This is a genomic window from Actinomadura sp. NPDC047616, assembly GCF_040642915.1.
In the GTDB taxonomy this organism is placed as follows: domain Bacteria; phylum Actinomycetota; class Actinomycetes; order Streptosporangiales; family Streptosporangiaceae; genus Spirillospora; species Spirillospora miaoliensis.
This window is the reverse complement of the sequence record NZ_JBEYTB010000002.1, coordinates 64,941-79,081: the sequence shown is the minus strand read 5'-3', so window position 1 is coordinate 79,081 and position 14,141 is coordinate 64,941. Positions and strand designations below refer to the sequence as shown.

Below are 14,141 nucleotides of genomic sequence, written 5' to 3'. Positions count from 1 at the left end.
GTCGAAATCCGTATCTTTCTCCTGTCACTGGAGCGCAGGCAATGAACCTGTTCGCTGGAGCCTGCCCGGAGAGTGGTTTCCCGGTTCTCGACCGGCTCTCATGGGGCGGCGAAGAGGGCCACGAAGCGCTGCGGGCGGCACGCGACCTCCTAGCGTCCGCCACGGTGCCGCAGGAACTGGCCTCATGGCTGGCCGCGCAACCGGAGCGGGAACTCGAACGCATCGCCGACCGGTCCCTGGAGCGTACGACCCACTTCAAATGGTTCCTGGGAGCCAAGCCCGGCCAGTACACCGTCTGGCTGCACGAGTACAAAGCGCCGGACGTCTTCGCACAGGCCATGGATTTCGCCGCGTCGGTGCACAACCACCGGTACGGATTCTGCTCGCGAGTGCTGTCCGGAGCCCTGCACGTCTCCGACTTCGCCATCGGCGGAGACGAACGGATACGCGTCTCGCGAACCCGTACCGTCTGGGAAGGCGAGACGATGCTTCTCACCCACGAGGACGTGCACCGGGTGGATCGGGTCGAACCACGGACGTGCACGCTCATCGTCCAAGGCCCGGTCGCCCGCAGCTTCAGCACCTGCTACGACGTCGCCACCGGCCGCAGGCGTCGCATCTACGACCTGCAGAGCCGGCTCCCGCGAACCATCGAATTGCTGACCGCCGAGCCGGGCCGGCCCATCTCCGTAGGCTGACCCGCATCCGGCCGGGCCGACCTCGCATGGCGCTTGCGTTGATGGATGCGTCATGCGCATCGCGGATGCCGAGACCCTGTTGATCAGCCAGGCGAATCTTCGAGGCGTTCGCGGACTTGCTCGGCCTGGGGATCGCCCAGCGCCTCGTACAGCTCCGCCGCCGCCCGCCAGTGGGCGCGGGCCTCGCTCAGGTCGCCGCCCGACCGGTGCAGCGTGTCACCGGCCGAGGCGAGGGCCCTTGCCTGGCTGCGGCGGTCGCCGAACTCGGCGAAGGCCTCCGCCGCCTCGCGCAGCCGGCTCACGGCCTCGGCCGCCTGGCCGCTTTCGGCCAGGCTCTCGGCGAGCGACAGCCGTCCCCAGGCGACGGTCCAGGCGTCGCCGATCTCCTGGAATATCGCCAGAGCGTCCTGTCCCAAGGCCACCGCCCGTGGAATGTCGTGGAGCGCTCGAGCACATTCTCCGAGGCTGAGCAGCGCCATTCCCTCGCCGCGATGTGGGCCGTTGGAACGGAAGACGCGCAGCGATTCCTCGAACAGGTGCTGCGCGGTGACGAAATCCTCTTGTTCCTTGCGCAGCAGGCCGAGGCCGCGCAAGGCGAACCCCTCGATCCAGCCGACGGACAGCAGCCGGCCCGTCCGCGCGGCGGCCTCGTAATTCTCCGCGGCGGCTTCGGCCCGTCCGGCGCGCCAGTCGGCGTCCGCGAGAATGAGCCGGCATACGGCCTCGCCGAACGAATCGCCCAGTGTGCGTGCGGCCTCCAGGCCCGCGCGGACGCTGTCCTCCCAGTCCGACCAGTGCGACCGCAGTTCGAGGAATCCGCTCACGGTGATAGCGAGTTTCCAGGCGATATCGAACTGGCCGTATGCGCTCGCCTGCCGCAAGGCCGCGAGGATGTTGCCGCGTTCGCGATCGAACCAGTCCATCGCCTGCGAACGATCGTCGAACTCGCCCGGCAGTTCGACGCCGCGCGCGGGGACCAGCGGCACCGCCGCGGAATAGGGCAGCATGGCGCGCCGTGCGACGTCGGCGGTGAGCAGGTACCAGGTCAGCACTCGGCGGACGGCCTGAGTGCGTTCCTCCTGCGAGTCCTCGGCAGTGGTGCGTTCGAAAGAGTATCTCCGCAGCAGATCGTGCATCCGGAAGCGTTGCGTGGACGGCTCCTGTACGAGGTGGACATCGGCGAGTGCCCGCAATCGGCGTTTCGCCGTCGTCGTGTCCGTGCCGATGAGCGCGGCGGCGGCGCCCGGGTCGATCTCCGGGCCGGCGTGCAGGCCGAGCCGTCGAAATGCCTGCCGGAGCTCGGTGGTCAGTGCGTGATATGACCAGGAGAAGACGGCTCGGGTGTCGCTCAGCTCATCCTCGGCGGAGGCCAGCGCGTCGAGCCTGTTCTTCTCGCCGACCAGTTCGTCGACGAGTTCGGGCAGGGACAGCCGGGGCCGGGCGGCGGCGCGTTCACCGACGACACGCAGCGCCAGCGGCAGATATCCGCACAGTTCGGCCACCCGTCGCGCCTTGGCGGGGGCCGCGTCGATCCTGGATCGCCCCACGAGTTCGGCCAGGAGTTCCACGGATTCTCCCGGTGACAGGACGTCCAGTGTCACGCGTGCCGCTCCTTCTCTCGCCACCAACCCGGGAAGCGCGCTGCGACTCGTGACCACCGTAAAACAGTCGCGCGATGCCGGAAGCAGGGGGCGCACTTGCGTGGACGACGACGCGTTGTCGATGACCACGAGCACGCGCTTCCCATCAAGAAGCGAACGAAAGAGCGACGCCCGATCTTCCAGCGCCTCAGGGATCGCGTCGCCTTCGGTGCCCAAAGCGCGCAGGAAGGCGTCCAGGGCCCGCATCGGTGTGACCGGAGGGCCGGGTCCGTACCCCTGCATGTCGATGTAGAGGTCGCCGTCCGTGAACCGCTCGCGTACCCGGTGCGCCCAGTGCAGGGCGAGCGCCGTCTTGCCGACGCCGGGCGCGCCGGCGACCGCGGACAGCACGACCGGGCCGCGTTCGCCCCGGCCGTCGGCGGCGGCGAGGAGTCTGTCGAGTTCCCGAATCCCGGCGTCGCGGTTGACGAAGCCGGTCGGACTCATCGGGAGCTGATGCGGCGGTGGAGAAGAACGCCGAGACGCGGACAGGCTGATCCCGCCGTGCACGACGCGCGCCTGCACGACATTCCGCGCCTCGCCCGAGAACTCGTTCGCCTCGTCCGGCCGCTCCGTCATCCTGCTGCAACCGCCGATTCGCAGGTCAGGAGGGGCGGTAGTCCTGATGGTCGATCGCTCGTTCCCATACCGCCTCGAAGGCGGTCGAGCACAGTCGGACCACCTTGGGATCGTCCACGATCTCCTGGCCGAGATAGGCGCCGTCTCCGGCGAAATGGCCGAAGCGGACGAGCCGGTCGTCGAACACCCAGAAGTCGTTTCCGGGCAGGGCGAGATCAGAGGCCCGGCGGCGGGGAAGCCAGCGGACACGCTCCCCGGCCGGAATGTTGAGGACGGGGGTCACCTCGTATTCATGCCGGATGAAATCTGTGATCGGTTCGGAGACGATTCGCGCGCGCCGCACCTCGACTCCGCGCTCGACGACCGACATGATCAGGTCGTACCAGTCCCTGAACTCCCTCAGCGGGTCTATCTGAACGCCCGCCTTCCAGTCGAGATACAGCGGGTCATCGGGCGTGTACATGTCCCGCATCTCCAGATGCACGGCCGACCGCTTGCATCCGGCGAACAGTTCATCGAAGGTCGGCCGCTCCGTCACCACATGCCTCCGCAATGATCTCTCGCATACGGGCCGGCAGCCGCACGATCTTCTCGTGCCCGGCGATCGGGCTGCGCGTCGTGATCTGGGCGAGGTCGGCCTGATCGGTGACCTCCCACCCCTGGAACAGGAAGTCGCCGGTCGCCGGATCGATCCACACCGACGGGCAATTGCCGCCATTGGTGTTCGGGTCTATTCCGATGAATCGCAGTGCCATGATCCCCTCCATGGGCACATCGACGCGGCTGTGTGGCCAAGCGTCTCGTGGGCGGTTATCCAAGTCAAGCCGCATGGTGGTGAGCGTCGTGGACAGTTTCGGCCATGCCGGACTTCCTTGATATTTCCACGCCTACCGCCGTTGTCGTACCAGCGCTTCGCGTGATCACTCTCTTGTCGTGATGGACGACACGACTTCAAGCGTGCCAAAGCGATCGAAACGTCGTCGCAGTGGTCGCGATGATGATGGGGATCTGGATCCTTATGTCCTTTGCTGTGTCGGCTGCGACTCGCGTCGGCTGTTCGTGTCGCCGTCGAGCGGCTTCGCGCTGTGGCGACACGAGAGGCCCGCCGTGCCGGGGACGGGGTCGGCTGGTCGAGGTGTGGAACCGGCCGGCTGGCCGAAACTCATTGCGGGCTTGAGGCCGTAGTGGCTAAACTAACCGAAATAGGGCTGATTCGGCCCTTGTTCTTTGTTCACCGTCACGCGGCGGCGGCGCCGTGATGGTAAGCAGATCTCTTCCCCGCCTGACGTGCAGCGTCAATGGCCGTCATGACGCGCCTTGGTGGCGTCAAGGTCATCTCTATAGGATGCCGGGACGGACGGGAAGGCGGGGCGCAGGTGAGACCGACTCTTGCTGCCGATGAGGTGCGGCGGAATCTCACGCAGTATCTCTCCACGACCTTCGCGCTCGCGGACGACCAGGTCCGCGAGGGGCTGGAGAAGTTCCTCAACCACCCGGAGCTGGGCATCTTCCGGGGCCCCTACCTGCGGATCCGCACGCCGTTCCGGCGGGCCGGCGACGGCTGGCGGCGGCTGCTGGAGTGGGCTCCGGCCGACTTCAACCCGTACCGCCACCAAGTCCGGGCGTTCGAGCGGCTGACCAGCCACCGGCACGAACCGCAGCCGACCCTCATCACCACCGGCACCGGGTCCGGGAAGACCGAGTCCTTCCTGATTCCCGTGCTGGACCACTGCCGCCGCGAGCGCGAGCGCGGCACTACCGGGGTCAAGGCCGTCCTGCTGTACCCGATGAACGCGCTGGCCACCGACCAGGCCCAGCGCATTGACGACTACCTCAAGACGAGCGGGCTCGGACAGGTGTCCACCGCGCTCTACATCGGCGACACCCCGGCGGCCGGCTACCCGCGCGTGCTGACGGCCCGCGCCGAGATCCGGCGGACGCGGCCCGACATCCTCATCACCAACTACAAGATGCTCGACATCCTCCTGCAGCGGGCGGACGACCTGCCGCTGTGGGACGGGGCCGACATCCGCTACGTCGTCGTCGACGAGTTCCACACCTACGACGGCGCGCAGGGCACGGACGTCGCGATGCTGCTGCGGCGGTTGGCCGCCGCCACCGGGCACAGTGAGCCGGGGCGGCCCCTCGGGCGGATCTGCCCGGTCGCGACCAGCGCGACGCTGGGGGAGGGCGGCGACGGCGACCAGATCCGGGCGGTCGCCGAGACGGTGTTCGGCACGCCGTTCCGCGCCGACTCGGTGATCGGGGAAGAACGGCTGACGCCCGAGGAATTCATCGACGACATCGACTACACCCTGCCGCTGCCCGACGCGCAGGAACTCGCGGCGATCCCCGACCCGCACGGCGACGACTCGGCGATGGGCCGGGTGATGGCGGCGGTCACCGGCCGCGAGTCGCTCACTCCGCAGGAGCTCGCCACGGTGCTGCGGCAGCACATCCTCACCAGCGCCGTCCTCGACGTACTGGACGGACGGCCGCACACGCTTGAGGAGATCCTCGACCTTCTCCCGCGCAAGGGCGCCTACAACTGGGGCGCCGCCATCCGCCTGTCGCCGAAACAGGCCGCCCAGGCCCTGGCGCGGTTCGTGGCGCTGCTGTCGATCGCCCGTGATCCGGACGACCCCGCGGGCAAGGCGCCGTTCCTGCACGTTGAAACGCATCTGTGGGTACGGTCGGTGTCGCGGCTGCTGCGCGCCGTCGGCCCCAAGCCCGCGTTCGGGTGGTTCGGCGAGGCACCGCCGTCGCTGGATGCGGACTCCACCATGGCAGGAGGCGGCCGGGAACTGCTGCCCGCCGTCTACTGCCGCCACTGCGGGCGGGCCGGATGGGCCGCCATCTCGCCGGAGAAGGACGCGCAGAATCTCATCACCGACCCGGCGCGGATCTACCGGACGGCCATCGCCGACAAGCGCCTCGTCCGGCCGATGATCACAGCGACGCGCAGCGAGGTCGAGGCGCAGCTGGCAGGGGAGTCCGGCGCCGCTCCCGTGCTGGTGCTGGAGTCGGGCGGGCACCACCTCCGGCCGGTCGACCCGGCCAGGGACACGCCCGACGCCGCCGGCGGCGACATCCGCAACGTGTACGTCCTGGCCGACCTGCGCCACGACCGCGAGGCGTGGCGGTCGGCGGGGATCGACCGGTGCCCGGCCTGCGGCATGGAACAGGGCACCCGCTTCCTCGGCGCGGGCCTGGCGGCGCTTGCCTCCGTCGCCGTGACCGAACTGTTCAGCAGCGGGCGGCTGCCCGTCGAGCAGCGCAAGACCCTGCTGTTCAACGACTCGGTACAGGACGCCGCGCACCGCGCCGGGTTCGTCGCCAACCGCTCGTACGGCTTCTCGCTGCGGCTGCTGCTGGCCTCCCGGCTCGACCCGGAACGGCCCATGCCGCTCAACGAGCTGATCGCCGAGGTCGTCAAGGAGGCCAGCGACCCCAAGTACCTGCCGTCGGTCGTCCCGCCCGACCTGCACGACCGCGAGGACGTCGACGCGCTGCTGGCGGGGGAGACCGAGGGCTCGGCCAGGACGTGGAACCTGATCGGCGAACGGCTCGCGTTCGCCACCGTCATGGAGTTCGGACTGCGGTCCCGCCAGGGCCGCACTCTCGAACTCACCCGCACCGCCGCCGCCGAGGTCGTCCTCGACAACCCCGACCGCATCGCCGAGCTGGCGAGGGACCTGCACCTGCGCACCGCCGCCGCGCTAGGCGGTCTGCCCGACCACGACACCTACGTCCGCTACATCCGGGGTCTGCTGGAACGCATGCGCATGCGCGGCGGCATCAAACACCACTGGCTCGACCCGTGGATCGACAAGGCGGGCACCCAACGCTTCACCACCATCTGGGGGCGCCGCCCCGACGGCATGCCCGCCTTCCCCCGCGGGCTGTCGGCACCCCGGTTCGTGCTCGACCGCCGCAAGGACCGCAGTGAATTCGACGGCATCACCGGCCGCCAGAACTGGTACCAGGACTGGACCACCCGATGCCTCGGCCTGGACGCGGGCGCGGTCACCGGGTACCTGGGCCGCCTGCTCGACCTGCTCGTCGACGAGGAGGTCATCGCCAGACGCACCGCCGGCGACGGCGCGACGCAGGTGTACGGGCTGCTGCCCGGCCACATCCAGGTGCGTCCGCTGGACGACGACGTGGTCGAGGGGGCCGGGGTGCACTGCACGGTCTGCAACTGGAAACAGACCGTCCATCCGGCATCCGCCCACCAGTGGGTGGGCGCCCCCTGCCCGCGCTACCGGTGCGGCGGGCACCTGGAGATCAACGACGACGACCGCTTCGCCGACGACTACTACCGGCGGCTGTACCGCAGGGCCGAGCCGTTCCGCGTCATCACCGCCGAGCACACCGGCGCCCTCACCCGCGCGCAGCGCGAGACGGTCGAGCAGTCCTTCAAGGACAGCCACCTCCGCTACAACAACCCCAACGTGCTGGCCTGCACGCCCACCCTGGAGCTGGGCATCGACATCGGCGACCTGTCCGCCGTGATCCTGGCCTCGCTGCCGCAGGGCCCCGCCAACTACGTCCAGCGGGCCGGACGCGCGGGCCGTCGCAGCGGCAACGCGCTGCTGCTGACCTTCCTCGGTCGCCGCGCCCGCGACCGCTACTACCTCGCCGAACCCCGCGACATGATCGCCGGTGAGATCGTCCCGCCCGGCTGCTTCCTGTCGGCCGTGGAGATCCTGCAGCGCCAGTACACCGCGCATCTGATCGACCTGGCCGCCCGCGACCGCTTCCCGGGAGTGCTGCCGCTGCCGCGCCTCGCCTCGGCGCTGTTCGGCGACTCCGGCTGGCTGGCCCCGTTCACCGACGCGGCCGTCGCCGAGGGCGCGGCGCTCGCCGAGGAGTTCCTGGCGCTGTTCGGCCCGGTCGCCGGGGACCCCGAACGCGGCGTCACCGCCGAGGCCGCCGAACGGCTGCGGCACTTCGCCACGGCGGGCATCAAGGACGCCGTGCGGCGGGCGGCGCGAATCTGGGACGAGCGGCTGGCCGACCTGCGCGGCCGCATCGAGGTGATCGAAGCCGCGGTCGCCGCCATGGTGGAGTCCGACCCGCAGCAGCGGATCCGCCGCCGGGAACTGGACGCCGAGCTGCGCGCCGTGCGGCGCCGCATCGGTGAGATCGGCCGCGCGGACGCCCACGGCACCCTCGTCGAGCTCGGGCTGCTGCCCAACTACTCGCTGGTCGGTGATCCCGTCGCGCTGGAGGCCACGGTGACGTGGGAGGAGCGCGTTGACGACGGCTTGGGCGACCGGCAGCCGCCCGGCCGAGACGCCGGCGACGGCCGAGGTGCCCGCCGCTACCACAGCGAGCTTCGCTCCTACGAACGCTCGTCCCCGAGCGTGCTGACAGAGCTCGCCCCCGGCAACCACTTCTACATCCGCGGCTACCAGCACGAGATCGACGGCCTGGACATCGGCTCGCGGCAGCGTCCCGCCTGGCGGCAGTGGCGCGTCTGCCAGAAGTGCGGCTACGTGCGCACCACCGCGGCCGCCGAGAACACCGAGCCGTGCCCGCGCTGCCGCAACCCCAAGATCGGAGACGGCGCCGCCCTGCACACGGTGCTCGTCCCCACCAAGGTCACCGCGCACGACCGCCGCGACGACGTGCGCATCCGCGACGACCACGACGAGCGGCAACGCCGCTACTACGAGACCGCCACGGTCGTGGACGTCCCCAACGAGACCATCGAGCGGGGCTCGTGGCGGCACGCCCGCCGCACCTTCGGCGTCGACTTCACCCGGCGCGCCATGATCCGCGAGTTCAACCTCGGTGCCCTGCGCATGGACCGCCCGGCGGGGGACGAGTTCGCCGGGGAGTTGCGGAGCCTCAACCCGTTCTCCGTCTGCCCGGCCTGCGGCGGCGCCACCGCCGACGAGGAACGGCCCGGCCAGCAGCAGCTCGGCGGCGGCACCACATCCGGCTACGACACCTCGGAGAACCACCACCGGCCCTGGTGCCCGCAGCGGCGCGGTGACCGCGTCGAACCCGTCCGGCTCATCCTGGCGCGGGAGCTGGAGACCGAGGCGCTGCGGATCCTGGTGCCCGTGGCGACGACGATGATCCCCGAGCGCACCGCCACGTTCAAGACCGCGCTGATGGCCGGCGTCGCCCGCAAGTACGGTGGCGACCCCGCCCACCTCGCCGTGGTCACCGCCACCATGCCCGACCACCTGCACCACAGCGGCCACGAACGGCGTTTCCTCGTCCTGCACGACACCCTGCCGGGCGGCACCGGCTACCTGCACCGCATGTCCACCGAGGAGGGCTTCAAGGAGGTCCTGGAACACGCGCTGGCGGTGGTGGAGAACTGCCCGTGCGCCGAGGACGAAGGCAAACCCGCCTGCCACCGCTGCCTGCTCGCCCACGCCGACGAGAGCGAGTTCGACAAGGCAGACCGCGGCCTGGCCGTCGAGATGCTGCGCGACCTCCTGGACACCTGGGAGGTAGCGTCCGTGGCCAGCACCGACGACATCTCCCTTTGGGACCAGGTGGAGAGCGAGCTGGAGGCCCGCTTCCTGGCCGCGCTGAAGAAGTGGGCGGGCGCTCCCGGAGCCGGGCGAGCCCTCGGCCTGGCCGGGCGGGTCAACGACCGCCGCACCGCCGACCTGCGCATCACCGGACCGGACGGCACGGTGGTGCACTGGCAGGTCATTCTCCAGAACACCATCAAGCGCACCAGGCCCGACGTGCTGTTCCGGCGGCTGGACGCGACCCCGCTGGAGGTCGCCGTCTTCCTCGACGGATACGAGTACCATGCCTCCCCGGAGGCCAACCGCCTGGCCGACGACGCCGCGAAACGGGCGCGGCTGCGCGCCCACGGCCGCGTGGTGTTCCAGCTCACCTGGGACGACATCAGGGAATGGGAGACGGGCGAGGAGCCGCCCGACCCGGTGTGGCAGCCGTACCAGGGCAACGCGCAGGCACGGGCACGGCAGGGATACGGACAGTTCGGCGGCGAGCCCGCGGAACTGGCCGACCTGATCTGGGTCAACCCACTGCGCACGCTGCTGGCGTTCCTCACCGACCCCGACAACGACCGCTGGCTGCACCGCGCCGAGGCGGCCGTGACGGGCCTGCTGATGCCCGGCGTCGAGATGGTGCGCACCGCCCCCGACGCGCCGGGGCTCGGTGAGCTGATCATGGCCGCGCTGCGCGGAGCCCCGCTGCCGTCGATGCCGCCGGGGCAGGAGCTTGCGGTCGTCCGCACCCACGACCGTGCGGGCTGCCCGCTGACGGTCGTCCTCAACGCGCGGACCAGCACGTGGACGGCGTTCACGATGATCGACGACCGCGCCCGGACCGTCGCTGGCGACCCCGGCCACAAGCGCCGTTGGAAGGCGTGGCTGTACTGGGGGAATCTGCTGCAGTTCCTGTCGTTCGGGGCGGGCGACGGCGGGCAGCTCGCCTTCACCGACCTGGACGGCTTCGACCCGGCGACGCTCGCCGTCACCGGGGGAGAGGGCCTGCGGAGCGTCCTGAGCCGCTTCCCGCTGGATCTGGAGGAGGAGGACGGGGACGGGGACGGGCGGGCCACCGACGCCGGCCCCGGCGACGGCGGCCAGGCGGGTTCGCGAGCCCCGGTCACCGATCCGGACGCCACCACGTCCGACCCGACCCCCGTGCTGGGACGGACGGTGCCGGCTGAAACGGCCGCGGACGGCGAGTGGGCCGAGGCGCTCGACCTGCTCGACCCCGACGAGACCGGGCTGGCGGAGCTCGCGCGGGAGCTGATGGCGCGCGGCGTCCCCGCCCCCGAGGTGGGCTACGAGCTCGGCGAACAGGCGTGGCAGGCCGAGCTTGCCTGGCCCCACGCCAAGGTCGCCGTCGTGCTGAGCGGCAACGACCAGGAGGCCACCGACCGGTACCGTGCGTACGCGCAGGCGGGCTGGGAGACCCGTACGGCGCTCCGGTGGGACACCGACGAGTTGGCCGCCCGGATCATGAGGAGCGAGTGAGCATGCAGGGCGACGCGACGCTGCGTCTGCTGGACAAGGCCGACCGGGAGATCCAGAAGTTCCCCCGCGTGGTCAAAGGGGCCATCTACGAGTTCCAGCACAAGTTCCGCAAGAACCCTGACAGTCCGGGACTGCAGCTCAAACAGCTCCAAGGGCACACCCGGCTGTACTCGGCGCGCATCACCCAGGAGTACCGGGCGCTGCTCCTGCACGCCGGCAACCGCGACTACATCCTCGTCGGCGTCCGGCACCGCAAGGACGCCTACGACCACCTCGACCGCTACCGGTACCAGATCAACGAGGTCACCGGCGCCATCGAGTTCGTGGACCTGGTATCGGTCGAGCAGAGCATCACCGCCCCGCCCGGCATCCCGTCCGACACTGGGCCCGTCCCGCCGCGGCGCAGCGAACCCGCCGCGTCCGAAACCGTCGCACCGGCCGAGGAGACCGCACCGCGCGATGGCGCGGCGTCCCGCCAGGACGCCGCGCCGCCCGGCGCCGAGGCGGCCGAGTCCGTCCCGCTGTTCGCCGCGCACACCGCCGCCCAGCTGCGCGAGCTGGGCGTGGCCGAGCCGCTCCTCCCGCTGATCTTCAAGATCACCACCGAGGACGAGCTCATGGGGCTCATCGAGTACGCCCCCGCGCACACCGGCGAGGTGCTGCTGGAGCTGTACTCGGGCAAGACGTTCGACGAGGTGCTCGAACAGGTCACCCGGCCCGTCACCTACACCGACGTCGACACCGAGGACTACGCCGCGGCCCTCGCCCGCCCCACCACCGTCACCACCGACGACATCGAGCTGCAGACGGTGCTGGAGGCCGACTTCGGCCGCTGGAAGGTCTTCCTGCACCCCACCCAGCGCAAGCTGGTCGACCGGGAGTACTCCGGCCCCGCCCGGGTCAGCGGCGGCCCGGGCACCGGCAAGACGATCGTCGCGCTGCACCGCGTCAAGTACCTCGTCGACCGGCTGCCGCCCGGCGACGACAAACCGGTCCTGCTCACCACCTTCAATAAGAACCTCGCCGCCGACCTGCGCAAGCGGCTGCTGGACCTGGGGGGCCCGGAGACCGTCGCCCGCGTCGAGATCGTCAACATCGACAAGCTCGCCACCAAGATCGTCACCGAGGCGGAGCCCGGCGGCAAGCGCCGCTGGATCGACGACGCCAAGGCGCTGCAGGAATGGCGCGACCTGCTCATGGAGCTCGGCGAGACCGCCTGGGACGCCGAGTTCCTGCACGCCGAGTGGACCCACGTCATCCTCGGCCAGGCCGTCAACTCGCGCACCGACTACTTCCGCGCCCGCCGCGCCGGACGCGGCCGCAACATCGGCCGCGCGCAGCGCGCCGAGATCTGGAAGCTGGTCGAGAAGTACACCATGCGGCTCGACGAGAAGAACCTGTGGACCTACCGGCAGGTCTCCGAACGCGCCGCCCGCCTGGAGATCGAACGCGCCCGGCGCATCGCCGACTACCAGTCAGGTGAGACGAACGTCCACGCCGCCGACGGCTCCGTCGCGCTGATGCGTCCCCGCTACCGGCACGTCGTCGTCGACGAGGCGCAGGACCTCAGCGCCGCGCACTGGAAGATGCTGCGCGCCATGGTCCCGCCCGGTCCCAACGACATGTTCCTCGTCGGCGACACCCACCAGCGCATCTACGACAACTACGTCTCCCTCGGCAGCCTGGGCATCAACATCCGCGGCCGGTCCTCACGGCTGACGCTCAGCTACCGCACCACCCACGAGATCCTCGGCTCCGCCCTCGGCCTGCTCGGCGACGAGTCCTGGGACGACCTCGACGACGGCCGGGACGACCTCGCCGGATACCGCTCGGTGCTGCGCGGTCCGCGACCGGACTTCCGCCGCGCCGACTCCTGGGAACAGGAACTCGACATCATCGCCGAGCACGTCGCGGAACGGATCGGCGACCACGCCCCGTCGATCGCCGTCTGCGTGCCCGAACGCGACATGGTCGCCGAGGTGGAGCAGCGGCTCGCCAAGGCCGGTATCCCCGCCGCAGCCATCGGACCCGACGGCCCCAAGCTCGACGACGTCGTGCACGTCGGCACCATGCACCGGTTCAAGGGCCTGGAGTACCAGCACATGATCATCGCGGGAGTGCGGGACGGGCTGGTGCCGCAGGCGTACGTGCGCCAGTACAAGACGACCGACCCGTTGCGGTACCGCCGTGAGCTGCAGCGCGCCCGGTCCCTGCTGTTCGTGGCCGCCACCCGGGCCCGCGACTCCCTGCTGATCACCTGGCACGGCACCGCCAGCCCGTTCCTGCCCGCCTCATGACCGCGCCCGGTGACCGCGTCGCCGGACGGTACGTCATCGGGCCGCCGCTGGGCGTCGGCGGCATGGGACAGATCTGGCAGGCCACCGACGCCCGGCTCAACCGCGAGGTGGCGCTCAAGCTGATCCGCCCGGACCGGCACGGTGACGACGCCGCCGCCCGCCGCCGCTTCTACCGGGAGGCCCGCGTCCTCGGGCGCCTGCGCCACCCGGGCATTCCCGCGCTGTACGACTTCGGCGTCGACGGCGCGGACCTGTTCATCGTCATGGAACTCGTCCGCGACGCGGTGTGCCTGCGCGACCTGGTGGCCGAGCAGGCCCCGGCGCTGCTGCCCGTGCCGTGGGCCGCGGTGATCGGGGCGCAGATGTGCGCGGCCCTGGCCGCCGCGCACCGCGCCGGGCTCATCCACCGCGACCTCACCCCGGCCAACGTGGTGCTCGCCCGCGACGGAACCGTCAAGATCCTCGACTTCGGGGTGGCGGCCGCCCTCGACTCCGGCGACTTCTCGGAGATCACCCGCCCGGGCGAGGCCCCCGGCTCGCTGCGTTACATGGCCCCGGAAATCGACGGCCACACCAGGGCCGACGTCCGCAGCGACCTGTACGCGGTCGGCTGCGTGCTGTTCGAGCTGCTCACCGGAAAGCGCGTGTTCCAGTCGTCCTCCGTCATGGACGAGATCGCCCGGCACCGCGACGAGCCGCCCCCACCCCTGGTGACCGACCGCGACGACGTGCCACGACCACTGGAGCACCTCGTCCACGCCCTGCTGGCCAAGGACCCCGCAGCGCGCCCCGGCAGCAGCACCGAGGTGTTCGCGGCTTTGCTGCCCTACGCGCAGGACGTCCCGCCCCTACCCGGCTACGTCAAGTCCGATCCGGCCGACCCCGCGCACCTCTACACGACCGCCCTCACCCGCCTGCCACTCTCCGACGGCTGACTCTCTC

Annotated in this window: 7 protein-coding genes; 4 read left to right on the top strand and 3 right to left on the bottom strand. The window is 70.6% G+C overall.

Translation table 11 applies throughout. The features are described from left to right. The first annotated feature begins 41 nt into the window (after nucleotides 1-41). Entirely contained in the window at nucleotides 42-698 is a 657-nt protein-coding gene (locus tag ABZ801_RS04750; RefSeq protein ID WP_360692863.1) for a hypothetical protein, read from the top strand. Between the two features lie 83 nt (nucleotides 699-781). Here the strand turns inward: ABZ801_RS04750 and ABZ801_RS04745 are convergent, their stop codons facing one another. The 3 genes from ABZ801_RS04745 to ABZ801_RS04735 are packed head-to-tail and all read right to left on the bottom strand — an operon-like array spanning nucleotide 782 to nucleotide 3,672. Next, the gene (locus ABZ801_RS04745; protein WP_360692860.1) at nucleotides 782-2,917 is read right to left on the bottom strand and encodes a tetratricopeptide repeat protein; all 2,136 of its coding nucleotides are present in this window, start codon (nucleotides 2,915-2,917) and stop codon (nucleotides 782-784) included. Between the two features lie 25 nt (nucleotides 2,918-2,942). Further along, nucleotides 2,943-3,455 carry a DUF6879 family protein gene (locus ABZ801_RS04740; RefSeq protein WP_360692857.1) on the bottom strand — a complete coding sequence of 171 codons (513 nt, stop codon included), beginning with the start codon at nucleotides 3,453-3,455 and terminating at the stop codon, nucleotides 2,943-2,945. Beyond that, nucleotides 3,430-3,672 carry a hypothetical protein gene (locus ABZ801_RS04735; RefSeq protein ID WP_360692854.1) on the bottom strand — a complete coding sequence of 81 codons (243 nt, stop codon included), beginning with the start codon at nucleotides 3,670-3,672 and terminating at the stop codon, nucleotides 3,430-3,432. Before ABZ801_RS04735 ends, ABZ801_RS04740 begins: the two co-directional genes overlap by 26 nt. Nucleotides 3,673-4,293: 621 nt before the next feature. On the opposite strand from ABZ801_RS04735, the gene ABZ801_RS04730 reads away from it, so the two are divergent. Genes ABZ801_RS04730 through ABZ801_RS04720 form a run of 3 tightly spaced genes read left to right on the top strand, consistent with a single transcriptional unit; the run spans nucleotide 4,294 to nucleotide 14,134 of the window. Further along, nucleotides 4,294-10,902 carry a DEAD/DEAH box helicase gene (locus ABZ801_RS04730; RefSeq protein WP_360692851.1) on the top strand — a complete coding sequence of 2,203 codons (6,609 nt, stop codon included), beginning with the start codon at nucleotides 4,294-4,296 and terminating at the stop codon, nucleotides 10,900-10,902. A 2-nt stretch (nucleotides 10,903-10,904) separates the two neighbouring features. Then, the gene (locus ABZ801_RS04725; protein ID WP_360694128.1) at nucleotides 10,905-13,199 is read left to right on the top strand and encodes a UvrD-helicase domain-containing protein; all 2,295 of its coding nucleotides are present in this window, start codon (nucleotides 10,905-10,907) and stop codon (nucleotides 13,197-13,199) included. Then, nucleotides 13,196-14,134, top strand: a complete 939-nt coding sequence (locus ABZ801_RS04720) for a serine/threonine-protein kinase (protein WP_360692848.1) — start codon at nucleotides 13,196-13,198, stop codon at nucleotides 14,132-14,134. Before ABZ801_RS04725 ends, ABZ801_RS04720 begins: the two co-directional genes overlap by 4 nt. Nucleotides 14,135-14,141 lie beyond the last annotated feature (7 nt).